Origin of the sequence: Escherichia sp. E2661 (assembly GCF_004745185.1) — a bacterium.
GTDB lineage: Bacteria > Pseudomonadota > Gammaproteobacteria > Enterobacterales > Enterobacteriaceae > Escherichia.
In genome coordinates this window covers 319,263-341,715 of the sequence record NZ_PDIG01000037.1, presented here as the reverse complement: position 1 = coordinate 341,715, position 22,453 = coordinate 319,263, and the positions used below count along the sequence as shown (strand labels likewise).

At 50.7% G+C, this 22,453-nt stretch carries 18 protein-coding genes and 4 pseudogenes; 8 read left to right on the top strand and 14 right to left on the bottom strand.

Translation table 11 applies throughout. The annotated features are described in order from the left end of the window. Nucleotides 1–337 precede the first annotated feature (337 nt). The gene (gene katE / locus CRI63_RS20760; protein WP_135520619.1) at nucleotides 338–2,599 is read left to right on the top strand and encodes a catalase HPII; all 2,262 of its coding nucleotides are present in this window, start codon (nucleotides 338–340) and stop codon (nucleotides 2,597–2,599) included. Between the two features lie 139 nt (nucleotides 2,600–2,738). Here the strand turns inward: katE and chbG are convergent, their stop codons facing one another. The 7 genes and pseudogenes from chbG to osmE form a co-directional block, all read right to left on the bottom strand. Then, nucleotides 2,739–3,497 (bottom strand): chitin disaccharide deacetylase, encoded by a 759-nt coding sequence (gene chbG / locus CRI63_RS20755; protein WP_130218875.1) that lies wholly within the window; start codon nucleotides 3,495–3,497, stop codon nucleotides 2,739–2,741. A 12-nt stretch (nucleotides 3,498–3,509) separates the two neighbouring features. Continuing rightward, nucleotides 3,510–4,862, bottom strand: coding sequence for a 6-phospho-beta-glucosidase (gene celF / locus CRI63_RS20750; protein WP_135520617.1), 1,353 nt, complete (start codon nucleotides 4,860–4,862; stop codon nucleotides 3,510–3,512). A gap of 119 nt (nucleotides 4,863–4,981) precedes the next feature. After that, nucleotides 4,982–5,825, bottom strand: a pseudogene (gene chbR / locus CRI63_RS20745) (transcriptional regulator ChbR). A 7-nt stretch (nucleotides 5,826–5,832) separates the two neighbouring features. Beyond that, nucleotides 5,833–6,183: a PTS N,N'-diacetylchitobiose transporter subunit IIA gene (gene chbA, locus CRI63_RS20740; protein WP_064529165.1), complete on the bottom strand. Its 351-nt coding sequence runs from the start codon at nucleotides 6,181–6,183 to the stop codon at nucleotides 5,833–5,835. 53 nt (nucleotides 6,184–6,236) lie between these two features. Further along, nucleotides 6,237–7,597, bottom strand: a pseudogene (chbC, locus tag CRI63_RS20735) (PTS N,N'-diacetylchitobiose transporter subunit IIC). Between the two features lie 81 nt (nucleotides 7,598–7,678). Further along, entirely contained in the window at nucleotides 7,679–7,999 is a 321-nt protein-coding gene (gene chbB / locus CRI63_RS20730; RefSeq protein ID WP_000412160.1) for a PTS N,N'-diacetylchitobiose transporter subunit IIB, read from the bottom strand. 298 nt (nucleotides 8,000–8,297) lie between these two features. After that, nucleotides 8,298–8,636 (bottom strand): osmotically-inducible lipoprotein OsmE, encoded by a 339-nt coding sequence (osmE, locus tag CRI63_RS20720; RefSeq protein WP_064529167.1) that lies wholly within the window; start codon nucleotides 8,634–8,636, stop codon nucleotides 8,298–8,300. Nucleotides 8,637–8,836: 200 nt separating this feature from the next. Here osmE and nadE point away from each other — a divergent pair, with 200 nt between their 5' ends. Then, complete coding sequence (nadE, locus tag CRI63_RS20715; protein ID WP_064529168.1) at nucleotides 8,837–9,664, top strand: ammonia-dependent NAD(+) synthetase; 828 nt, start codon at nucleotides 8,837–8,839, stop codon at nucleotides 9,662–9,664. Nucleotides 9,665–9,898: 234 nt separating this feature from the next. Beyond that, a pseudogene (cho, locus tag CRI63_RS20710) lies at nucleotides 9,899–10,787 on the top strand (excinuclease Cho). Here the strand turns inward: cho and ves are convergent. From ves to astC, 7 genes and pseudogenes are all read right to left on the bottom strand, one after another. Next, entirely contained in the window at nucleotides 10,747–11,322 is a 576-nt protein-coding gene (ves, locus tag CRI63_RS20705; RefSeq protein ID WP_130218867.1) for an environmental stress-induced protein Ves, read from the bottom strand. The pseudogene cho and the gene ves overlap by 41 nt on opposite strands. Nucleotides 11,323–11,519: 197 nt before the next feature. Further along, nucleotides 11,520–12,005, bottom strand: coding sequence for an ATP-independent periplasmic protein-refolding chaperone Spy (gene spy / locus CRI63_RS20700; protein WP_135487701.1), 486 nt, complete (start codon nucleotides 12,003–12,005; stop codon nucleotides 11,520–11,522). A gap of 328 nt (nucleotides 12,006–12,333) precedes the next feature. Then, nucleotides 12,334–13,302, bottom strand: a complete 969-nt coding sequence (gene astE, locus CRI63_RS20695) for a succinylglutamate desuccinylase (RefSeq protein ID WP_135520615.1) — start codon at nucleotides 13,300–13,302, stop codon at nucleotides 12,334–12,336. Further along, a complete protein-coding gene (gene astB / locus CRI63_RS20690; protein ID WP_135520613.1) occupies nucleotides 13,295–14,638 on the bottom strand; it encodes an N-succinylarginine dihydrolase in 1,344 nt (447 codons plus the stop codon). Before astB ends, astE begins: the two co-directional genes overlap by 8 nt. Beyond that, nucleotides 14,635–16,113, bottom strand: coding sequence for a succinylglutamate-semialdehyde dehydrogenase (gene astD / locus CRI63_RS20685; RefSeq protein WP_135520611.1), 1,479 nt, complete (start codon nucleotides 16,111–16,113; stop codon nucleotides 14,635–14,637). Before astD ends, astB begins: the two co-directional genes overlap by 4 nt. Further along, nucleotides 16,110–17,145: pseudogene (astA, locus tag CRI63_RS20680) on the bottom strand (arginine N-succinyltransferase). Before astA ends, astD begins: the two are co-directional and overlap by 4 nt. Continuing rightward, entirely contained in the window at nucleotides 17,142–18,362 is a 1,221-nt protein-coding gene (gene astC / locus CRI63_RS20675) for a succinylornithine/acetylornithine transaminase (protein ID WP_135520609.1), read from the bottom strand. The pseudogene astA and the gene astC overlap by 4 nt, the downstream one beginning before the upstream one ends. Nucleotides 18,363–18,807: 445 nt before the next feature. Between astC and xthA the strand changes: the two genes are divergently transcribed. From xthA to CRI63_RS20645, 5 genes are all read left to right on the top strand, one after another. Further along, nucleotides 18,808–19,614, top strand: coding sequence for an exodeoxyribonuclease III (xthA, locus tag CRI63_RS20665; protein ID WP_135520607.1), 807 nt, complete (start codon nucleotides 18,808–18,810; stop codon nucleotides 19,612–19,614). 167 nt (nucleotides 19,615–19,781) lie between these two features. Next, entirely contained in the window at nucleotides 19,782–20,492 is a 711-nt protein-coding gene (locus CRI63_RS20660; RefSeq protein WP_130257709.1) for a TVP38/TMEM64 family protein, read from the top strand. Nucleotides 20,493–20,496: 4 nt separating this feature from the next. Then, entirely contained in the window at nucleotides 20,497–21,174 is a 678-nt protein-coding gene (ydjY, locus tag CRI63_RS20655) for a lipoprotein YdjY (protein ID WP_135489206.1), read from the top strand. Between the two features lie 14 nt (nucleotides 21,175–21,188). Continuing rightward, complete coding sequence (locus CRI63_RS20650; RefSeq protein ID WP_000977139.1) at nucleotides 21,189–21,896, top strand: TVP38/TMEM64 family protein; 708 nt, start codon at nucleotides 21,189–21,191, stop codon at nucleotides 21,894–21,896. Further along, nucleotides 21,896–22,444, top strand: a complete 549-nt coding sequence (locus CRI63_RS20645; RefSeq protein ID WP_135405815.1) for a carboxymuconolactone decarboxylase family protein — start codon at nucleotides 21,896–21,898, stop codon at nucleotides 22,442–22,444. The genes CRI63_RS20650 and CRI63_RS20645 overlap by 1 nt, the downstream gene beginning before the upstream one ends. Nucleotides 22,445–22,453 lie beyond the last annotated feature (9 nt).

The window sequence follows — 22,453 nt, the reverse complement described above, 5'->3', positions numbered from 1 at the left end:
TGCTCGCGTCGTAGCTGTACACGATCGAGCTCAGACGTACGTAGCTGTACATCGATCGATGCTCAGACGTACGTAGCTGTACATCGATCGATGCTCGACGTACAGTAGCTGCATCGTCGATGCTCAGACGTACGTAGCTGTACATCGATCGATGCTCGACGTACGTAGCTGTCATCGATCGATGCTNAGCCTACGCTCCGTCCTGCTTTGCGTACTATCTTCAAATAACTTTCGCCGACACCACTTCCAGAGCGAGATACCCCTGATGGTCTATAGTTAGAGGGTTTTTTGACCAAAAAAGCGGCCCTTTCAGCAATGAAATAAGGAGACGAGTTCAATGTCGCAACATAACGAAAAGAACCCACATCAGCACCAGTCCCCCCTGCACGACTCGAACGAAGCGAAACCAGGAATGGACTCACTGGCACCTGAGGACGGCTCTCATCGTCCAGCGGCTGAACCGACCCCGCCAGGCGCGCAGCCTACCGCGCCAGGCAGTCTGAAAGCCCCTGATACGCGTAACGAAAAACTCAATTCCCTGCAAGATGTACGTAAAGGTAGTGAAAATTATGCGCTGACCACCAATCAGGGCGTGCGCATCGCTGACGATCAAAACTCACTGCGTGCCGGTAGCCGTGGTCCAACGCTGCTGGAAGATTTTATTCTGCGCGAGAAGATCACTCACTTTGACCATGAGCGTATCCCGGAACGTATTGTTCATGCGCGAGGTTCTGCGGCTCATGGTTATTTCCAGCCGTATAAAAACTTAAGCGATATTACCAAAGCCGACTTCCTGTCTGACCCGAACAAAATCACTCCGGTATTTGTCCGTTTCTCGACCGTTCAGGGTGGCGCTGGCTCGGCAGATACCGTGCGTGATATTCGCGGTTTTGCCACCAAATTCTATACTGAAGAGGGTATTTTTGACCTTGTTGGCAACAACACGCCGATCTTCTTTATTCAGGATGCGCATAAGTTCCCCGATTTTGTTCATGCGGTAAAACCGGAACCGCACTGGGCGATCCCACAGGGAGGTAGCGCCCACGACACATTCTGGGATTATGTTTCCCTGCAACCGGAAACGCTGCATAACGTGATATGGGCGATGTCGGATCGCGGGATCCCGCGCAGCTACCGTACGATGGAAGGTTTCGGCATCCACACTTTCCGCCTGATTAACGCCGAAGGGAAAGCGACGTTTGTGCGTTTTCACTGGAAACCACTGGCAGGTAAAGCCTCGCTGGTATGGGATGAAGCGCAGAAACTCACCGGACGTGACCCGGACTTCCACCGCCGTGAGCTGTGGGAAGCCATTGAAGCAGGCGATTTCCCGGAATACGAACTGGGCTTCCAGTTAATCCCGGAAGAAGACGAATTCAAGTTTGATTTCGACCTTCTCGATCCAACCAAACTTATTCCGGAAGAACTGGTGCCAGTACAGCGCGTCGGCAAAATGGTGCTTAACCGCAACCCGGATAACTTCTTTGCCGAAAACGAACAGGTCGCTTTCCATCCAGGGCATATCGTCCCCGGTCTGGATTTCACCAACGACCCGTTATTGCAGGGACGTTTGTTCTCTTATACCGATACACAAATTAGTCGTCTTGGTGGGCCCAATTTCCATGAAATTCCGATTAACCGCCCGACCTGCCCTTACCATAATTTCCAGCGTGACGGCATGCACCGCATGGGAATCGACACCAATCCGGCAAACTACGAACCAAACTCCATCAACGACAACTGGCCGCGCGAAACACCGCCGGGGCCGAAACGCGGCGGATTTGAATCATACCAGGAACGTGTAGAAGGCAACAAAGTCCGCGAGCGTAGCCCATCGTTTGGCGAATATTATTCCCATCCGCGTCTGTTCTGGCTAAGCCAGACGCCGTTTGAACAGCGCCACATTATCGACGCTTTCAGCTTTGAATTGAGCAAAGTTGCTCGTCCGTATATTCGTGAACGCGTCGTTGATCAACTGGCACATATCGATCTCACTCTGGCGCAGGCTGTGGCGGAAAATCTCGGTATCGAACTGACTGATGAACAACTGAATATTACCCCGCCACCAGACATCAACGGTCTGAAAAATGCCCCAACATTAAGCCTGTATGCCATTCCTGACGGTGATGTCAAAGGCCGTGTGGTAGCGATTTTGCTTAATGATGAAGTGAGATCGGCAGACCTGCTGGTCATTCTCAAGGCCCTGAAAGCCAAAGGCGTTCATGCCAAACTGCTTTATTCACGGATGGGCGAAGTGACCGCCGATGACGGCACAGTATTGCCAATTGCTGCTACCTTTGCCGGAGCGCCTTCGCTGACGGTGGATGCGGTCATTGTCCCTTGCGGTAATATTGCGGATATCGCAGACAATGGCGATGCGAACTATTACCTGATGGAAGCCTACAAACACCTTAAACCGATTGCGCTGGCGGGAGACGCCCGCAAGTTCAAAGCGACAATTAAGGTGGATGACAAAAGCGAAGAAGGGGTTGTGGAAGCCGACAGCGCCGACGGTAGTTTTATGGATGAACTGTTAACGCTAATGGCGGCGCACCGCGTCTGGTCCCGTATGCCTAAGATTGACAAAATTCCGGCGTAAATATGGGTGGCGCAATTGCGCCACCTTTGCCTGATGCGCTGCGCTTATCAGGCCTACCGGATGTTCATAATGCTATGAAATTTCAATATATTGTATGCCGAATAAGGCATTTACGCCGCATCCGGCAAAACAGCCTTACCTACACATCCAGATAACTACCCAACCGATAACCACGCTCGGCAATGGCATACTTCAACGACGCCGACGTTAACACATCCAGTTCCGCTAACCGCGGGAAACAGTAAGCACTCTGGCGAATTGTATTATCGACGAACGCCGGATGGCACATCACTTCCAGTGAGCGTTCACCGCGATGACTGGAATCATCCAACACTTGCAGGAACAGTGATTCACTAATCTCTTCACCATAGAATGCACTACTGAAGCCCTGTGAACTGCGCAGATTTGCAGGTAAATCACCGTCGTTAAATACTGGCTGGCGATCAATACGCAACGCAATCCCCTCTTCAGCCGCAAACTTCGCCACAATCGGGAAAATCTGCGGGAACATATGCACATGATGATGACTATCAAGATGTGTTGGTTTGCGGCCAAACAATTCAATGAATCGCAGATACTGGCGGGCGAGTTCCTGGGAAATTTCTTCCAGTGGTAAGGCATCGTCTTCTGCCAGCTGCCAGATCCATTTCCCCAGCACACCTTGCCGGGTCAGCCCAGGCATTTCAGTCAGCGGCTTGCCCAGTGTAAGGACAAAGTGCATCCCAACTGCCAGACTCGGTTCATCACGACTTAACCGCACCGCATGGTCGATAGCTTCCCCATTCACCAGCGCCGTCGTTGAGGTGACAATACCATTACGACAGGCCTCGATAATGCCGTAGTTCTGGCCTTTACTTAAGCCAAAGTCATCAGCATTAACAATCAGTAAGCGTTCCATAATCAGCCTCAGTTAATGTGCTTTTTTGAGTTCTGCAATGCAGTCAGCAAAGTTTGGCAACCACTTCTCATGCGCCAGAATCATCTCTCTTGCCAGCAGTTCCGCGTCACGATCGGAATGCACCAGCGGGCTAAGGTTGAGCGCCAGTAACACATCGTTAAATTCACCGCTAAGGGCTGCGTGGCTGGCGGCAATCTCAAAACCTTTGATGGTATGAATCAAGCCCATCACTTTGTCATCGAAGTGTGTAATGCGTGGATGTGGCGTCGCGCCATCGCGCCCCAGTGTACAGGTCATTTCTACCGCCCAGTCTGCCGGAATATTATCAATATGCCCATGATGCGGGATATTAACGTAATGTTCCGCTTGCTTGTCGTTGTAGATAGCATTAATCACTTCACACGCCGCATCTGAGTAATATGCCCCGCCGCGCTGTTCCAGTTCTTTCGGCTTAACGTTCAGGTCCGGATTTTTATACAGGTCAAAGAGTTGTTTCTCGACTTTCTGTACCACCTGTGCACGTGCGCCGCCTTTATAATACTCACCCATTTCAATCGCCAGCATCTCTTTTTGCTTGAAGTAATAAAGCAGATACGAGCACGGCAACAGATTCAGTGAGCGAATTAAGCCTTCGCTAAACGGCAGATCGAAAATATTTTTTACGCCAGACGCTTTTAACTGCCCGGATGCCACACCATCAAGCAATTCGGCAAAGCGAGACTTGCCATTTACCAGCACATCTTTAATAAACACCATGTGGTTCAGCCCGAACAGATCGATAGATAAATCATCGTTCTCATTCAACGCTAAAACATCGCTGATAAACATCTTCATGCCAATCGGAATATTACACACGCCGATAAAGCGTTTAAATCCGGTATGACGATAAACGGCTTCGGTGACCATTCCCGCTGGGTTCGTAAAGTTAATCACCCAGGCATTGGGGCAGAGTTCTTCAACATCTTTGACTATGTCAAAAATCACCGGAATAGTACGCAGACCTTTAAACAGGCCACCGGCACCGTTGGTTTCCTGGCCGAGATAACCATGACTTAACGGAATACGTTCATCGAGCTCGCGTGCTGGTAATTGACCTACGCGCAGCTGGGTGGTGACGAAATCGGCATCTTTCAATGCTTCGCAGCGATCGAGCGTTTTATAAAGCTTCATTGGTACACCAGCGTTATCAATCATCCGCTGGCAGAGATCGAAAATAATATCCAGCTTCGCTTTACCCTCTTCGACGTCCACCAGCCATAATTCACTCACCGGCAATTCGTGATAACGTTTAATAAACCCTTCCAGTAATTCCGGGGTATAGCTGCTCCCGCCACCAATAGTGACGACTTTTAATTTCTGGCTCATAATTTCTCCCTTCATTAGGAAATACTGATATTCGTCGTGCCTGCCGCTAAGTCAGGAATAACCCGGAAATACCAGGTTATACAGAGCAAGCATGTAAATTTAGTGTTCTGATACAATGGCTACTGATTAAATTCAGTCAGTTTTTTACGATAGCTATTGGGTGTAAATGAGGTCAATTTCTTAAACGTTTTAATAAACAAACTTGGGCTACTATAACCGGCTTCAAATGCAATATCCGTTACCGAATAGTTGGTCATTTCCAGTTGTTTTTTGGCAAAATTAATGCGAATTTCATTAATAATCTGCATTGGTGTTTTGCCATAATATCGCTGGGTCGCACGCGTCAAATATTCCTGCGATTTCGCCGACAGTATCACCATATTTTCCAGCGCATTTTCACTAAACTGCTCTTTATCATGCATCTTTTCAACCGTGCCTTTCAGCCACTGCGGCACATCATCAATTACCTGTTCTTCACGGTAATGACGTAAGCGGTTGATAACATAAAAAGTCACTGTCTCAACAAACTCTTCCAGCCCGGTTTCACGGAAATTCAGTGAAGAGATGACCGTTTCCACATAGGTGAGAAAAGCGTTATTGGTCCGGTATACCTGTGATGCGACGAAGCAATAAGGCAACAACGGCAGATAATGTTGCTCAAAAAAAACGTTTGCTGATCCCAACATTTAATATACGCGTGGCGCCAAACTCATAAAAACTTTGATGGTGCGAGCCCAACGGAATAAAGACAAAATCGCCCCGCTCCAGCAACACGCGTTTACCGTTTATCTCCTGGTAATAACGACCCGTTAACACCAGGGTGAATTCATAATAGTCGTGTTGATGCAGCCCACTGATACTCTCAGTTTTGTTGTAGATAAACACATGGAAGTTTTTGCCATTAAACAGTTGTTGTTCACGGGCTGTGGCAATTTCCGGCGCGTTAATCACTGGCTGCATCATCAACTCCTTATGCCTTCAATTTTTCATGAAGCTCAATTAATTCGCTAATCAGTTCACGTGCAAGCATTGAGGTCATTAAATGATCCTGGGCGTGGACCAGAACCAGACTCACTTTCATCTTACCTTCGCCCGCATCGCCTTCAATCAGTTTCGTCTGTACCAGATGCGCTTCATTCAACGCCATTCGTGACTGATCCATCATCGCTTTTGCTGCCGCAAAATCGCCCTGCTTTGCCTGTTTCAGCGCCGCATACGCCAGACTGCGCGCCTGCCCGGAATTGATGATAAGCCCCATCACCACTTCTTCCAGTTCTTCGGCTTCGGTTTGCGTATCCGGGATATTGTCGAGATCCATCATACTCAGTTCCTCACTTTCCTTACCCGGCACAGCGTTACCTGTGCCGATATCGATTAAAATTTCAGCGCGTTAGCAATATCTTCTTCACTCTCTTCTTTATCAATCACGTTTTGTGCTTTGTTAGCCACCACAACAAATGGCAGATAAATCAGCGTGGCGATACCGAGGTTGAAGAGTGCGACCAGTAAGGCGGCGACGCTACCGTTGGTGTTAAAGAAGGCTCCCAGACCGGTTGGCATGGTCCACGGCGCAATGTTGGTCACTGGTGGAATAATGCCCATGTAATATGCCGCCAGGGTGATCGCCGCCAGAATCGGTTGTACCAGCACAAACGGGATAAACATCACCGGGTTCATAATAATCGGCAGACCAAACAGAATCGGTTCGTTAATCTGGAAGATGCCGGACGGCAGCGCCAGTTTTGCCACTTGACGATAATCAGCACGGCGAGAAGCAATAAAGATAGCCAGAATCAGGCCCAGGGTCGCACCACTACCACCGAGGAAAATAAAGGAGTCCAGCATCGGCTTGGCCCAGATATGGAAGGTCTTACCGGCAGCTAATGCCGCTTCGACGGAACCATATTGCTGGTAGGTCGCGATGTTTTCCAACGCCCACGGCGTCATGATGCCGTTGTCCAGTGCAGTCAGCGCCAGCGCGCCGTGAATACCGAAGAACCACAGCAGTGGAACAAAAATCACATACGCCCAGCCGACCACACTGCCCAACGATGCCAGCGGCGTCGAGATAGTATCCATAATGATCTGATGGAAGTTTGTACCCCAGGTCGTCAGCGCCCAGGCAATAATCCCCATCACGGAAAGAATAATAAAGCCGGGAATCAATGCAGAGAAAGAACGCGATACCGACGCAGGTACGCTATCAGGCAGTCTAATTACCCAGTTGCGGCGGACAATAAAGGTAAACATTTCTGCCACCACCAGGCCGATAATAATCCCGGAGATGATATTTGCGCCGCCTAACCAATTAGCGCCGACGGCATAAGCCTCGCCGACGCTATAAGGCGTGACGGTCATAAACGCCGCAACGGATAACAATCCCGCTGCCAGCGCATCGACTTTACGCTCTTCTGCCAGCGCCATGCCGATAAAGAACGGTGCCATTAAAGACATAATCCCCAATGTTCCGTTATAAACATTTCCGCCAATACCTTTCAGACCATTGAGTGTTTCAATGGTCGAGGCGTCGAGGCGAATACCTAAGGAATAAAAAAAAACGACCCCTCCCCAAAGCTAAGGAAAACGTTATTAATTAATACAAACATAGCCCCTGCGAGGGTTAACGGCATTAAGCGAATAAAACCGTTTTTGATTGCATTAACGTGCGGTTGCTTTCCTATTTTAACAGCAAAAGGGAGGAGTACCTTTTCAAGCGATGCAATAACATTACTCATAGAAAAATACCCTTAAAAACCGCAATTCAAATATTGCGGTATAGATTTATGAAATAACTCTTTGACGGGAAAATTTAAAAATTAATTTGCTGCGGCTTTTTTAATTGCTGCAACAGCAGCCTTAAGCACGCCTAAACCATCGACTTTGCCATATAACAGCGAGTCAATTACTTCCACCGGTTTGTTGGGTAACAAACGCTGAATTTCGGGCAACATATAAGCAATCTGCGGCCCTAATAAAACGACATCGGCATTCAGCCCTTTTTCACCAGCCAGCGTTTCTGGAAATGCTTCAATAATGACCGGAACTTCATATTTTTCTGCCTGAGCGCGCATTTTTGATACCAGTAAAGAGGTAGACATGCCCGCAGAACAAAACAGATAAATGTGTTTCTTTTCCATAAAACTGCCCTCATCAACGATTATCTGTCAGCCAGACACTCCGCAAGCCTTCACCTGCTTCCATGCTCTGGGTAACTTGCGAAACCAACATGACTTTTTTTGGTGGCTGAAAAGAGTATACGGTATTGACCTGAGCAATAGTATTTCTTTGACTATACAAATTGTCTCTCCTTGACCTGCTGTTTTGACCACCTTCACATTTCGGTTAAATAATTCGCGTCAACAAATAAGCTTTCCCCATAAAAAAACCGGCACAATGGCCGGTTTTCGTTGTGACTCAAGCTTTCAGATGAAGGAATTACTTCGCAGCCTGCGGATCAGTGTCGTATTCGGCACAGGTCTGATAGCCGGTGTTGATCACATGCCCGGTATCATCTAACGCGACAAAATAGGTTTCTGCTTTACCATCACGTTGACCCAGAATGTAGGTCTGGCAAGTACCACGAGCATGGATCATGCTCACTTCAGACGAAGGTTTACCCGCAATTTGTGCAACCTGCGCCCGGCTCATGCCTTTTTTGACGTCTTTCACCACAGGCTGTACAAACTGGTCTTTGGTACGATCATACGCCGTACAACCTGCCAGCATGGTTAATACCGCCGCTGCACCCAGAATTCCTGCCATATTCTTGTTCATATTCCGTCCTCTTGTTTATCAGCGTGTTAGATAAGCCTGGAATACATCGGGGGCTTTTTCAAGCCTAAGAGCGAAACGGTTTCGCTTTCAGAGGATTCCTGTATGTCGTTTTAACCACCATTCAACCTGCTGTCGCTTGTCGTTTCTGTAGCAACGGGTTAGCTTTAAGGAAGTTTTATTTTTTTGTCTGGAGGGGTTCAATGACATTGCAGCAACAAATAATAAAGGCGCTGGGCGCAAAACCGCAGATTAATGCTGAAGAGGAAATTCGTCGCAGCGTCGATTTTCTGAAAAGCTATCTACAAACCTACCCGTTCATTAAATCACTGGTACTCGGCATTAGCGGTGGTCAGGACTCTACCCTTGCCGGTAAGTTGTGTCAGATGGCAATTAATGAACTGCGCCAGGAAACCGGTAATGAATCACTGCAATTTATCGCCGTGCGCCTTCCCTACGGTGTTCAGGCCGACGAACAAGATTGCCAGGACGCCATTGCCTTTATTCAGCCGGATCGCGTATTAACCGTCAATATCAAGGGCGCGGTACTCGCCAGTGAACAGGCATTGCGGGAAGCAGGTATCGAACTGAGCGATTTTGTGCGTGGCAATGAAAAAGCACGTGAGCGGATGAAAGCGCAATACAGCATTGCGGGTATGACTAATGGCGTCGTAGTTGGCACCGATCATGCGGCAGAAGCCATTACTGGATTCTTCACTAAATATGGTGATGGTGGCACAGACATTAACCCTCTGTATCGTCTGAACAAACGTCAGGGTAAACAGTTACTGGCGGCGTTAGGTTGCCCTGAGCATCTCTATAAGAAGGCACCCACAGCCGACCTGGAAGATGACCGCCCGTCACTGCCAGATGAAGTCGCGCTCGGCGTAACGTATGAAAATATCGATGACTATCTTGAAGGGAAAAATGTCCCGGAACAGGTCGCCAGAACGATTGAGAACTGGTATCTGAAAACCGAGCATAAACGCCGCCCACCCATTACGGTTTTCGATGATTTCTGGAAAAAATAAACAGTGCGGCCTCCCCGCCTGAGATTGTCGACAACAAACACTTTATTCATGCCGGATGTGGCGTAAACGTCTTATCCGGCCTGTAAAACTTTGCGAATTCAATACATTGCAGGAGTCGAGTAGGCCTGATAAGCGTAGCGCATCAGGCAGTGTTAGCTTTGTCATCGCCCCGCCTCTTTTTTAATCGTTTCCCGCCTGTTACACTGGATAGATAACCAGCATTCGGAGTAAACAGTGGTACGGCGTTTAACTTCCCCGCGCCTCGAATTTGAAGCGGCGGCAATTTATGAATATCCCGAACATTTACGTTCATTTCTTAATGACTTACCCACCCGGCCCGGTGTGTATCTGTTTCATGGCGAAAGTAACACTATGCCGCTCTATATCGGCAAAAGCGTTAACATCCGCAGCCGCGTCCTTTCCCATTTACGTACCCCGGATGAAGCGGCCATGCTGCGACAATCCCGACGCATTAGCTGGATATGTACCGCGGGCGAAATCGGCGCTCTGCTCCTTGAAGCGCGTCTAATCAAAGAGCAACAGCCTTTGTTTAATAAACGGTTGCGCCGCAATCGTCAGCTCTGCGCCCTGCAACTGAATGAAAAAACGCGTGGATGTGGTGTACGCCAAAGACGTGGATTTTTCTACTGCGCCAAACCTGTTTGGCCTGTTTGCCAACCGCCGCTCGGCATTACAGGCATTACAGACAATCGCCGATGAACAAAAGCTCTGTTATGGCCTGCTCGGGCTGGAACCGCTAAGCCGCGGTCGTGCTTGCTTTCGTTCAGCGCTAAAACGTTGCGCCGGAGCGTGCTGCGGAAAAGAGAGCCACGAAGATCATGCTCAACGTCTGCTCCAGTCGCTGGAACGTTTGCGGGTGATCTGCTGGCCGTGGCAAGGTGCGGTGGCGTTGAAAGAACAGCACCCGGAAATGACCCAATACCATATTATTCATAACTGGCTGTGGCTGGGGGCGGTTAATTCGCTGGAAGAGGCGGCAACGTTGATCCGTACGCCTGCCGGATTCGATCACGATGGTTATAAAATTCTTTGTAAACCACTACTTTCCGGTCGCTATGAAATTACTGAACTTGATCCGGTGAATGGCCTGCAAGCCAGTTAATTTCACTGAACAGCAGTTTGCCTTGCGGTTGCAAAAGCCGCAGGGTGTGTTTGCCATCGTACCAGCACGCGCCCTGGTCGGTAGTTAACAATTTTTCGCCCAGTTGCCATGCCCCGCTAATCACAAACACCACCCCGCCGCGTGAGCCAAAAGTGGTGAACGTGCGATCGGCAATTCTGACTTTCGCCTTACAGGCATCCAGGCGCGTCATAATGTTGAAATCCATCGACATCTGCCCTTCCGTCAGTTTCGCTTTTACCACCTGGTCCGCCGCAAAAGCAAAAGGCTGTAACGGCTTTAAGGTATGACTAAAACGGTCTGCGCTTTCAAGAAGCATCTCGCCGCCTTCCAGCAGCGTCACACTTCTTTCCATCCCAGGAAATAAAGAAAATTCACCATTGGCCGCAATGGACGCAATGCTGGCACGCCAGTAAAAATCACGTTTCGCAGGGGGAAAACTACAGATCTCACGAGTTTCACCGGCAGCGTTTCGCCACAGGTTCACCGACATTTTACGCATATCAAAGTATTCCATACTCGCTCCGGGCATGCTCTTTTCATTGTTATCGCTCAGGCAACCGTGGATTGTTATCGGCAACTCGTATGATTTACCTTAGCGTTTTTGCAAAAATGACAGGCACAGGCGCATAAAAGAAAACCGCCGATCCTGTCCACCGGCTTACTGCAAGGTAGTGGACAAGACCGGCGGTCTTAAGTTTTTTGGCTGAAAGATTATTCAGCAGTTGCAGGCATTTTACCTTTTCCCGCTGGGCGTTCTGTCAGACGCTTCTCAAAATTAGCATTAAATTGCTTTTTCTGCTCCGGCGTCAGGATGTTGTAAATCTTGTTCTGGGTTTCCATATGCGCCAGCATGTTAGCTTTGCGCTGTTCTTCCATTTTAGCAATCTGCGCTTCAGCTTTTGCTTTGTCGAAAGTATCGCTGGCGATGATGTCATGCATTGCGCGGCGTTCTTCCAGCGGCGGACGTTTCATCTGGTCACGCTGGCCTTTCATGATTTCACGAATCTGCTGTTTCTGCGCGTCGGTCAGGTTCAGGTCTTTGAACATCATGTCATGATGCGGACCGAACTTGCCTTTATGATGCATCATCGGCTTCGCGTCAGCCGGTGCTGCGGTAGTGGTGTCAGCGGCGTGGGCCAGGTTAGCCGCGCCAAGAGCCAGGGTAGAGGCAACAAACAGTGCAGTTAATTTACGCATATTCTATATCCTTCCTTTCAGTTATTTGTTACGGCTTTCTTAAGTAACGTGCCGTGTTGACGAGATTAACTTTACTGAGTTTAGCGTCAATTAATCAGAGCAACGGTAAATCAATGAAAGTATAAAAAACATTTTCTCGCCAATTATGGAGAAAAAAAGAAAAATTGAAGGAAAGTGATGAGCAAATATTACAACACAATGATTTTGCAGAAATTATGGAGGACTATACCTGATAAATGGCGATAAATAAAGCAAACACCCAGGATTAATCCGTATTATTCCGAAAGCCGTTATTAAATACCCGCAGAAACCTTTCTGCGGGCAAGTGCTAGGTTATTTTTTCCAGCATTAATCCCGCGCGTAATCCCAACGCCACCAGTGGATTGGGGAATAACACATATTCAATATCATGAGTCACGGTAAAACGTTCCTCACCATCCTGCGCCAATAACGTTCCTTTCTTAAACGGCGTGAAATTCAGCGTCTCGCTCGCCATATGCAACTCGAAGGCAGCAGTGTGACGGGTAATCTGCGAAACCACCCGGTAACGCTGGGGCAGTTTTTTCTCTATACCGACACTTGCCCCTGCTAACAGCGTAGCAATTGCATTGGTGGTTGGCGCAAACTGACGAAGCTCGTTTTGCCCAAACGGCAGTGCTTTGCCTAGCTCCAGCGTACACGCCAGTGCGCCAAAATGTTTGCAGCTGAAATGGGTAAACGTGCCGCCTGGCGCCTGATGAAACACCAACGCCTCCAGCCCTGCCGCGCCCAGCCATGTCAGAAAACTTTCGTCCCAGGGAATTTCTCGTTGCGGTAAAACACCAAACCGCTGGTGGTACGAACCGCGGATGGCAGTATGCAGATCAAGATGCCAGCGAACAGACTCTTTCCCCTGCTGATAAAAATCTTCCAGGCACTGTTCCAGCTCGCGGGCGCGGCAGGTTTCGCCGCTTTCGGTAAATTGCTGCCAGCGTCCGCCAAACATCCGGTTCATATCGCTATGGCAATAGCGCTTTCCTTGCTTGAGCGCAGGGGGATTTCCGAGGATTGCCAACAAGCGCCAGCGTAACTTAATTTCACCGTGATAAATTGCGCCAAGTAAGGCGTCCAGCATTTCTACAGGCGCCGTTTCATTACCGTGGTTCCCCGCCGAAATTACCAACGCGCCTTGCGGTGGGGTTAATGGCGTCAGTTCCAGCACGCCATCCCCCAGCCAGCGCCAGCGAATGCCGTTGATTTCTCTCTCGGTGATGGCAGGTTTTTTACCCTCTAATGTCAGAGTGAGAAAATTATCCATTCTCCCCTCCCTCGCGCTGGAACGGGTAAACCGAACCGAGATTCAGTAATTGAGTCAACGCATCCAGCGCTTCCCGCCCTTCACGCAGCAATTGCGGGTCGGCCAGATCGGCAGCAGTAAGACGATCGCGGTAGTAACGATCCACCCAGTCATTGAGCGCATTAAACAACGTATCGTTCATCATCACCGCCGGATTCACCGCCCGGCGTTCTTCATCCGTCAACACCACGCGCAACCGCAGGCACGCAGGGCCTCCGCCGTTCGCCATACTTTCGCGCAAATCAAAAACTTTTAGTGAGCTTATCGGGTTGTCAGCAGTAAGGAGTTCATTGAGATAACGCCATACTCCTGCATGTTCCCGACACTCCTGTGGCAGCACCAGCATCATCGAACCATCATCGCGACTCAGCAGTTGGCTGTTAAACAGATACGTAGACACCGCATCAGACACAGAAACCTGCGACGCCGGAACTTCTATCGCCATAAAACCATTGACCCGCGCACGCAGGTTTGCCAGTAATTGCGCCTGGCGAGCAAATGCCTGCTGATGGCAAAACAGTACCTGGCGGTTACTCACGGCAATCACGTCATTATGAAAAACGCCCTGGTCGATAACGTCCGGGTTTTGCTGGGCGAAAATCACCTGCTGCGGATTAACCTGATTCAGCCTTGCCACCGCCTCGCTGGCTTCGCGAGTCTGCCGCGCCGGATAGCGGGAAGGCCGCGTACCGTTACCCTCTTCTCGCCCGTAAACAAAAATCTGCACACCGGGTTCGCCGTAATGACCGCCGAGGCGATTGTGGTTTGCCGCCCCTTCATCACCGAGTAATGCCACCTGCGGCAACGCCGAATGGATGGTGAATTTCTCTTTATCGTTAAAAATGGCGTTTAACAGCGATTCGGTGACGGGGGCTTCCAGCGAACGGTGAAATTTATTGTTCAGGTTGGCGACCGTGAAATGCACTTTGCCATCCAGCGTATCGGCGGATGGCGCTACCGTGGCCGCATTAGCTACCCACATTGGCGATGCTGAACTGACGCTGGAAAGCCAGTGTGGTGCCTGGCGGGCAACCTTTTCCAGTATCTGCTCATCGCCGCCGCTGAATCCCAACTGACGCAGCACCGGAATAAACGGACGCTCGTGCGGCGGGATCACCGCCTGGGGAAATCCTGCATCGGCAAGGGCTTTCATTTTCAGTAAGCCCTGCTTCGCCGCCAGTCGTGGATTCGATACCTGAAAACGGTGACTGGTGGAGGCTTCATTACCAAACGACAGGCCAGCGTAATGGTGCGTCAGCCCCACCAGTCCGTCGAAATTGACTTCCCTGGCATTCATCGCGCCACCTCATCGGAAAAATCCAGCCCGGGGTTAAGCGTTGCGGGCAACGTTAACGAGTCCGACTCCAGGCTTGCCATCGGCCAGGCACAATAATCTGCGGCATACCAGGCGCTGGGGCGATGGTTGCCGGAAGCGCCAATGCCGCCGAATGGCGCGGTACTGGCGGCTCCAGTAAGCGGTTTGTTCCAGTTAACAATCCCTGCCCGCGCTTCCAGTAACAGTTGATCGAACTTTTCCCGTTTTGGGGAAACCAGCCCACAAGAGAGGCCAAAGCGGGTGTTATTCGCCATCTTAATCGCCCCATCAAAAGTGTCATACCGCCATACGCGAAGTAGCGGCCCAAACACTTCTTCATCCGGCACGCCTGAAACGCCCGTCATTTCAACGATCCCTGGCGTCAGCAGCGATGTTCCCGCTTGTAGCAAACGTGGCGCAAGCAGCGTTTGCCCGCCCAATGCTTCCAGTTCCTGCCAGGCAGTAACCACCTGCTGTGCGGCCTGTTCAGAAATCAGCCCGCCAATAAACGGCTGCGGTTCGTCATCCCATTTCCCCGGCGTTAACCGCTGGCTGACGGCAACAAGGCGAGCAAGAAACGCATCGCCCTGCGCCCCGCTTTTCACCAATAAACGGCGGGCGCAGGTGCAGCGTTGCCCGGCAGTGACAAATGCCGACTGGATAGTCAGATGGACAGCGGCGTCGATATCCACCACGTCATCAATAATCAGCGGGTTATTGCCGCCCATTTCGAGGGCAAGAATTTTTTCTGGCTGACCGGAAAGCTGGCGATGTAACTGGTAGCCGGTATTGGCGCTGCCGGTAAACAGCAAGCCGTCGAGATCCTCCAGTGCACTGAGTGCCTGACCGGTTTCGCGCCCACCCTGCACCAGGTTCAGCACGCCCGACGGCAAACCTGCCTGCTGCCATAAACGCATGACTGCCTCGCCGCTCCAGGGGGTTAGTTCGCTGGGTTTAAAGATTATCGTGTTACCTGCCAGCAGCGCCGGAACGATATGCCCGTTAGGCAGATGCCCGGGGAAATTGTACGGTCCAAACACCGCCAGCACGCCGTGTGGACGATGGCGCAAGCTCGCTGCTCCATCGGGCATTTCACTGCGCTGCTCTCCCGTACGAGCGTGATACGCCTTGATTGATATCGCGATCTTATTGATCATCGCCGTCACTTCGGTTGCCGCTTCCCAACGCGGTTTGCCGGTTTCTCTGGCAATAATCGCCGTTAATTCGGCTTTGTTGCTTTCCAGCAGTGCAGCAAATCGTTCAACTCTTACCTGACGATCGCCAAAGGAGAGCCGCGCCCAACGCGGAAACGCTGCACGAGCAGCCCGACAAGCCTGCTCAACCTGAGCAGCATCGGCATCATTGCCCTGCCATAACACCTCGCCCGATACCGGATTACGCTTCACGCGCTGTGCGCCCTGGCCCGTCACCCAGTCACCGTTGATCCATAAAGTCATGCTGTTTTCTCCTCTGCGCACAGGCGCACCAGACGAACGCGATCCCCGGCGTGGCATTTGAGGGCATCCAGTTGTGCGGCGGTTAAAATCAAACGTTCGGTCGCCGGATCGGCTCGCACCAGCAACACGCGGAAATGGTGATAATTTTCATTGGCGACCAGGCAAGCCGGAAAATCGCCCTGTGCAGGTTTTCCTTCCGCTACTTCCACCAGCCGACTTTTGCGGATAGCGCGAACGCGGTCAATGTCACACTCCAGCGTCGGCCCGCCGTCGAAAATGTCGATATAGTTGCGGTAGCGAAAGCCCTCTTTTTCCAGCCACCGCCCGCGCGGGCGCTGTTTGCGGATGAACCTGTCCAATGACGTCCTGTGCTTCCTGGGATAAAAAGTCCGTATAGATCGGATGTTTCGGCATCAGTTCTGCAATAAATGCCTTTTGCCCGGTGCCGCAGAGAAAATCGGCGCGGCTAAAATCCATCGAAAAGAAACGTTTACCGAGGCTTTGCCAGAACGGTGAATAGCCGTGTTCGTCAATCACACCGCGCATTTCCGCGACCACTTTGTCATTAAACTTGTCGCGAAAAGCCGCCATAAACATAAAGCGCGATTTCGACAGCAAATAGCCGTTGCCCTCTTTGCGCCAGTCCGGGTCGAGAAACAGCGTGCACAGCTCGCTGCTGCCGGTGTGATCGTTACTGAGAAACAGCGTCGGCAACGCGTTATAGACATTCAGCTCTTTTGAGGCGTGAACCAGCGTGCCGACGCGATAGTTGTACCAGGGATCGTTCAGCCCAACTGCCACCTCAATGGCGCAAATCCCCGCCACAGTACCTGTTTCGCTCTCTTCCAGCACAAACACATAGCCCTGCTCGCTTTTGGGCAGTTCGCCCTGCCAGGTTTTAATTGCCCTTTCGATACGCGCCGAAAGCGTGGCTTCATTGGCGGGAAGCGACGTCAGGCCGCCGCCCGTTTTGCTGGCAAGCTGCATCAGCGCCGAGACATCTGATCGCTCAACGGGACGGATGACCATCATGATGAACCTCGGCTCACAAAGTGTTCGCAAGCAGCTGCAAAACGATCCAGTCCGGTCGTCACTTCTTCTTCGCTGACATTCAGTGCCGGAGCAAAACGCACCACATTGCCGCCCGCAATCAGCACCATCACGCCCGCTTTCGCCGCTTCCTGAGAAATTTGTTTCGCTTGCCCGGCGTAATCCGCATTCAGCACACAGCCAATCAGCAGACCTAAGCCGCGAATTTCACTGAACAAACCGCAGCGGTGATTAATGGTATTAAGACGTTCAACAAACCAGTCATGACGCTGCTTAACACCGTTAAGCATTTCTGGCGTGTTGATAAGTTCGAGCACTTTACCCGCCACCGCCGAGGCCAGCGGATTGCCGCCATAGGTGGTGCCGTGAGTGCCAACGGTCATCACGCTGGCGCACTCTTCGGTTGCCAACAGAGCGCCAACGGGGAAACCGCCGCCCAGCGCTTTGGCGGTAGTTAACAGATCAGGCGTCACGCCGTAGTGCATATAGGCATACAGTTCCCCGGTGCGCCCGACGCCCGTTTGTACTTCATCAAAAATCAGCAAAGCATTGTGGCGGTCACACAATTCACGCAGACCTTGTAAAAACGCGTTGCTGGCTGGTACCACACCGCCTTCCCCCTGGATGGGCTCAACAATCACCGCACAGGTGGAGTCATCAATCAGCGCGCAGGCAGAGTTAATATCGTTATACGCGGCATGACGGATATCCGGCGGCAGTGGCGCAAAATCCTGTGAATAGGCTGGCTGCCCGCCTGCACTGACGGTAAACAGCGTGCGCCCGTGAAACGCATTTTTGAACGCCACGATGCCGCTCTTATGGCTGCCGTAGCGGTCGTGAGCGAATTTACGCGCCAGTTTTAGCGCCGCTTCGTTGGCTTCCGCACCGGAGTTACAAAAGAAAATGCGATCGGCAAACGTGGCGTCGATCAATTTTTTCGCCAGTCGCAGTACCGGCTCGTTGGTGTAACCGTTGCCGGTATGCCAGAACTTACTCGCCTGTTCGTTCAGCGCCTCGCGCAGTTCGGGATGCGCATGACCCAATGCGTTTACCGCAATGCCACCCGCGAAGTCGATATACTCTTTCCCCTGCTGATCCCACAAGCGCGAACCTTCGCCACGTACCGGTATAAACGGTGCCGGAGCGTAAACAGGTATCATCCATTCATCAAAGTTTTCACGCGTAATTGGCTGAGACATAGCGACCTCTACAGTAAATAATTCGTTATTTATATGTTAATTATAAGTAATGTTTGCGCTGTAAATGTAGATTGCGGGGTTCATGCCAGCCAGGGGGAAAAGTGCATAAATGACGGTCACTAACTGGAAATCAATGTGTTACAACCGAACGATATGCACCTTAAGTGCATATAAAGTGAATGTGTTTGCCATGTGGATGAATAAATAGAATAAAAAACGCAATGTTATGCAGAAGTAAAATATAATTCTGGAATTGTGATCTTTGACGAAATTTACTGGAAATTACTGCGCCATTCTGACGCAACTCGCACCAAAAGCGGGCATTTTCTGCGCCATCGTTGACATCATTAACAACCATCGATCAAATCACTTAACAACAGGCAGTAAGTCAGACGAATTTCTGCTAACATCCACGCACTCATTATCAGAATAAATGGCAGCGACTATGAAATTTGTCTCTTTTAATATCAACGGCCTGCGCGCCAGACCACACCAGCTTGAAGCTATCGTCGACAAGCACCAGCCTGATGTGATTGGCCTGCAGGAGACAAAAGTTCATGATGATATGTTTCCGCTCGAAGAAGTGGCAAAGCTTGGCTACAACGTGTTTTATCACGGGCAGAAAGGCCATTACGGCGTGGCGCTGTTGACCAAAGAGACGCCGATTGCTGTGCGTCGTGGCTTCCCAGGCGACGGCGAAGAGGCACAACGGCGGATTATTATGGCGGAAATCCCCTCACCGCTGGGCAATGTCACCGTGATCAACGGCTACTTCCCGCAGGGCGAAAGCCGCGACCACCCCATAAAATTCCCGGCTAAAGCACAGTTTTACCAGAACCTGCAAAACTACCTGGAAACCGAACTCAAACGTGATAATCCGGTGCTGATTATGGGCGATATGAATATCAGCCCCACCGACCTGGATATCGGCATTGGCGAAGAGAACCGCAAACGCTGGCTGCGTACGGGTAAATGTTCTTTCCTGCCGGAAGAACGCGAATGGATGGAGAGACTGATGAGTTGGGGGCTGGTCGATACCTTCCGCCATGCGAACCCAGAAACGGCAGATCGCTTCTCGTGGTTTGATTACCGCTCAAAAGGTTTTGACGATAACCGTGGTCTGCGTATCGACCTGCTGCTTGCCAGCCAGCCACTGGCCGAATGCTGCGTAGAAACCGGCATCGACTATGAAATCCGCAGTATGGAAAAACCGTCAGATCACGCACCTGTCTGGGCCACCTTCCGCCGCTAATTTCTCCGTTCTCCTGGCTCGCACGGGGTCAGGAGAATTAACCTTGAGAAAAATCAACAAACTGTCAGTAATGATTTGTTGCCCGCCGTCCTTTGTTATACCGTCACTGCGTTTTTTAGTTGTCTGACCACTTCTCTATTATCAAGTTTGATATAGGAAACTCCACGATGAACGCTGAGCGTAAATTTCTTTTTGCCTGTCTATTTTTTGCGCTGGTCATTTACGCTATCCATGCTTTCGGTTTATTCGATCTGCTCACCGATTTACCCCACTTACAGACACTCATTCGCCAGAGCGGATTGTTCGGTTATAGCCTCTATATTCTGTTATTCATCATCGCCACCCTCTTTCTGCTACCGGGTAGCGTACTGGTGATCGCCGGTGGAATAGTTTTTGGTCCGCTAACAGGAACGCTACTTTCGTTAATTGCCGCCACGCTGGCCTCATCGTGCTCATTCCTGTTGGCGCGCTTTCTGGGGCGTGATTTACTGTTGAAATACGTCGGTCATTGCCACACTTTTCAGGCTATTGAAAAAGGCATTACGCGTAACGGTATCGATTTTCTTATTCTGACCCGCTTAATCCCGCTATTTCCATACAATATTCAAAATTACGCTTACGGATTAACCGCCATCGCCTTCTGGCCTTATACCCTTATTTCGGCATTAACCACTCTGCCTGGAATAGTGATTTATACCGTGATGGCCAGCGATCTTGCCAGTGAAGGCATTACGCTGCGCTTTATTTTACAACTCTGTCTGGCGGGCCTGGCGCTGTTTATTCTCGTCCAGCTCGCCAAACTCTACGCTCGTCACAAACACGTGGATCTGTCTGCTTCGCGCCACAGCCCACTTACTCACCCTAAAAATGAAGGATAGAACGATGTTGCAACATTATTCAGTGTCATGGAAAAAAGGACTGGCTGCACTGTGTTTACTGGCCGTTGCGGGGCTTAGTGGCTGCGATCAAAAAGAGAATACGGCGGCAAAAGTGGAATACGACGGGCTTTCGGACAGCCAGCCGCTGCGTGTCGATGCCAATAACCATACGGTAACCATGCTGGTGCAAATTAATGGGCGTTTCCTCACCGACGATACCCGCCACGGTATTGTGTTTAAAGATGGCTCCAACGGACATAAATCGCTGTTTATGGGTTATGCCACGCCGAAAGCATTTTATGACGCCCTGAAAGAGGCCGGTGGTACGCCGGGCGAAAACATGACGATGGATAATAAAGAAACGACTCATGTCACAGGCAGCAAACTGGATATTTCAGTTAACTGGCAAGGAGCGGCAAAAGCGTATTCCTTTGATGAAGTGATTGTTGACAGTAATGGCAAGAAACTGGATATGCGCTTTGGCGGTAATTTAACGGCAGCTGAAGAGAAAAAAACGGGCTGCCTGGTATGTCTGGATAGTTGCCCGGTCGGTATCGTCAGCAATGCGACATACACTTATGGTGCGGTGGAAAAACGCAGCGAAGTGAAATTCAAAGGCAATGCCTCGGTTCTCCCGGCAGATAACACGCTGGCAACGGTTACCTTTAAAATCGCCGAATAAAACCAGGATAAAGGATGATGAAAATGCAATCGCGTAAAATCTGGTACTACCGCATAACCCTCATCATCCTGTTGTTCGCTATGCTGCTGGCATGGGCGCTGCTTCCCGGCGTCCATGAGTTTATCAATCGCAGCGTTGCGGCGTTTGCCGCCGTGGACCAACAGGGTATAGAACGCTTTATTCAGTCTTACGGCGCACTGGCGGCAGTTGTTTCGTTCTTGTTGATGATTCTACAGGCCATTGCTGCACCGCTACCTGCGTTTTTGATCACCTTTGCCAATGCGTCGCTGTTTGGCGCGCTCTGGGGCGGCTTGCTGTCGTGGACCAGTTCGATGGCCGGCGCGGCGCTGTGCTTTTTTATCGCCAGAGTGATGGGTCGCGAAGTGGTTGAAAAATTAACCGGTAAAACCGTGCTTGACAGTATGGACGGCTTTTTCACTCGCTACGGCAAACACACCATTCTGGTCTGTCGGTTATTGCCTTTTGTCCCTTTCGATCCAATCAGCTATGCTGCCGGTTTGACTTCAATACGTTTTCGCTCGTTTTTTATCGCCACCGGGCTTGGTCAGTTACCGGCGACTATTGTTTATTCCTGGGCGGGCAGCATGTTAACAGGCGGTACTTTCTGGTTTGTCACCGGACTGTTTATTTTGTTTGCCCTGACCGTGGTGATTTTTATGGCGAAGAAAATTTGGCTTGAGCGCCAGAAGAGGAATGCCTGATGGGTTTACCGCCGCTTAGCAAAATTCCTTTCATTTTACGTCCGCAGGCGTGGCTGCACCGTCGCCATTACGGCGAGGTGCTAAGCCCCATTCGCTGGTGGGGGCGGATCCCGTTTATCTTTTATCTGGTGTCGATGTTTGTTGGCTGGCTGGAGCGCAAACGCTCACCGCTCGATCCAGTGGTGCGATCGCTTGTCAGCGCGCGTATTGCGCAAATGTGTCTGTGTGAGTTTTGCGTGGATATCACCAGTATGAAAGTCGCCGAGCGCACCGGCAGCACCGATAAATTGCTGGCGGTAGCTAACTGGCGACAAAGCCCGCTCTTCAGCGACGAAGAGCGGCTGGCGCTGGAGTACGCCGAAGCCGCAAGCGTAACGCCGCCAACGGTCGATGATGCCCTGCGCACCCGACTGACTACGCATTTTGACGCCCAGGCGCTCACCGAGCTGACGGCATTGATCGGCTTGCAAAATCTGTCAGCCCGTTTTAATTCTGCCATGGACATTCCCGCTCAGGGGCTGTGCCGTATTCCTGACAAACGTTCTTAAGGAGAGATG

Bases quoted from the DNA above. Each gene is read 5' to 3' on its own strand.
- katE (WP_135520619.1), top strand. From the start codon at position 338: ATGTCGCAACATAACGAAAAGAACCCACATCAGCACCAGTCCCCCCTG.
- chbG (WP_130218875.1), bottom strand. From the start codon at position 3,497: ATGGAACGCTTACTGATTGTTAATGCTGATGACTTTGGCTTAAGTAAA.
- celF (WP_135520617.1), bottom strand. From the start codon at position 4,862: ATGAGCCAGAAATTAAAAGTCGTCACTATTGGTGGCGGGAGCAGCTAT.
- chbA (WP_064529165.1), bottom strand. From the start codon at position 6,183: ATGATGGATCTCGACAATATCCCGGATACGCAAACCGAAGCCGAAGAA.
- chbB (WP_000412160.1), bottom strand. From the start codon at position 7,999: ATGGAAAAGAAACACATTTATCTGTTTTGTTCTGCGGGCATGTCTACC.
- osmE (WP_064529167.1), bottom strand. From the start codon at position 8,636: ATGAACAAGAATATGGCAGGAATTCTGGGTGCAGCGGCGGTATTAACC.
- nadE (WP_064529168.1), top strand. From the start codon at position 8,837: ATGACATTGCAGCAACAAATAATAAAGGCGCTGGGCGCAAAACCGCAG.
- ves (WP_130218867.1), bottom strand. From the start codon at position 11,322: ATGGAATACTTTGATATGCGTAAAATGTCGGTGAACCTGTGGCGAAAC.
- spy (WP_135487701.1), bottom strand. From the start codon at position 12,005: ATGCGTAAATTAACTGCACTGTTTGTTGCCTCTACCCTGGCTCTTGGC.
- astE (WP_135520615.1), bottom strand. From the start codon at position 13,302: ATGGATAATTTTCTCACTCTGACATTAGAGGGTAAAAAACCTGCCATC.
- astB (WP_135520613.1), bottom strand. From the start codon at position 14,638: ATGAATGCCAGGGAAGTCAATTTCGACGGACTGGTGGGGCTGACGCAC.
- astD (WP_135520611.1), bottom strand. From the start codon at position 16,113: ATGACTTTATGGATCAACGGTGACTGGGTGACGGGCCAGGGCGCACAG.
- astC (WP_135520609.1), bottom strand. From the start codon at position 18,362: ATGTCTCAGCCAATTACGCGTGAAAACTTTGATGAATGGATGATACCT.
- xthA (WP_135520607.1), top strand. From the start codon at position 18,808: ATGAAATTTGTCTCTTTTAATATCAACGGCCTGCGCGCCAGACCACAC.
- CRI63_RS20660 (WP_130257709.1), top strand. From the start codon at position 19,782: ATGAACGCTGAGCGTAAATTTCTTTTTGCCTGTCTATTTTTTGCGCTG.
- ydjY (WP_135489206.1), top strand. From the start codon at position 20,497: ATGTTGCAACATTATTCAGTGTCATGGAAAAAAGGACTGGCTGCACTG.
- CRI63_RS20650 (WP_000977139.1), top strand. From the start codon at position 21,189: ATGATGAAAATGCAATCGCGTAAAATCTGGTACTACCGCATAACCCTC.
- CRI63_RS20645 (WP_135405815.1), top strand. From the start codon at position 21,896: ATGGGTTTACCGCCGCTTAGCAAAATTCCTTTCATTTTACGTCCGCAG.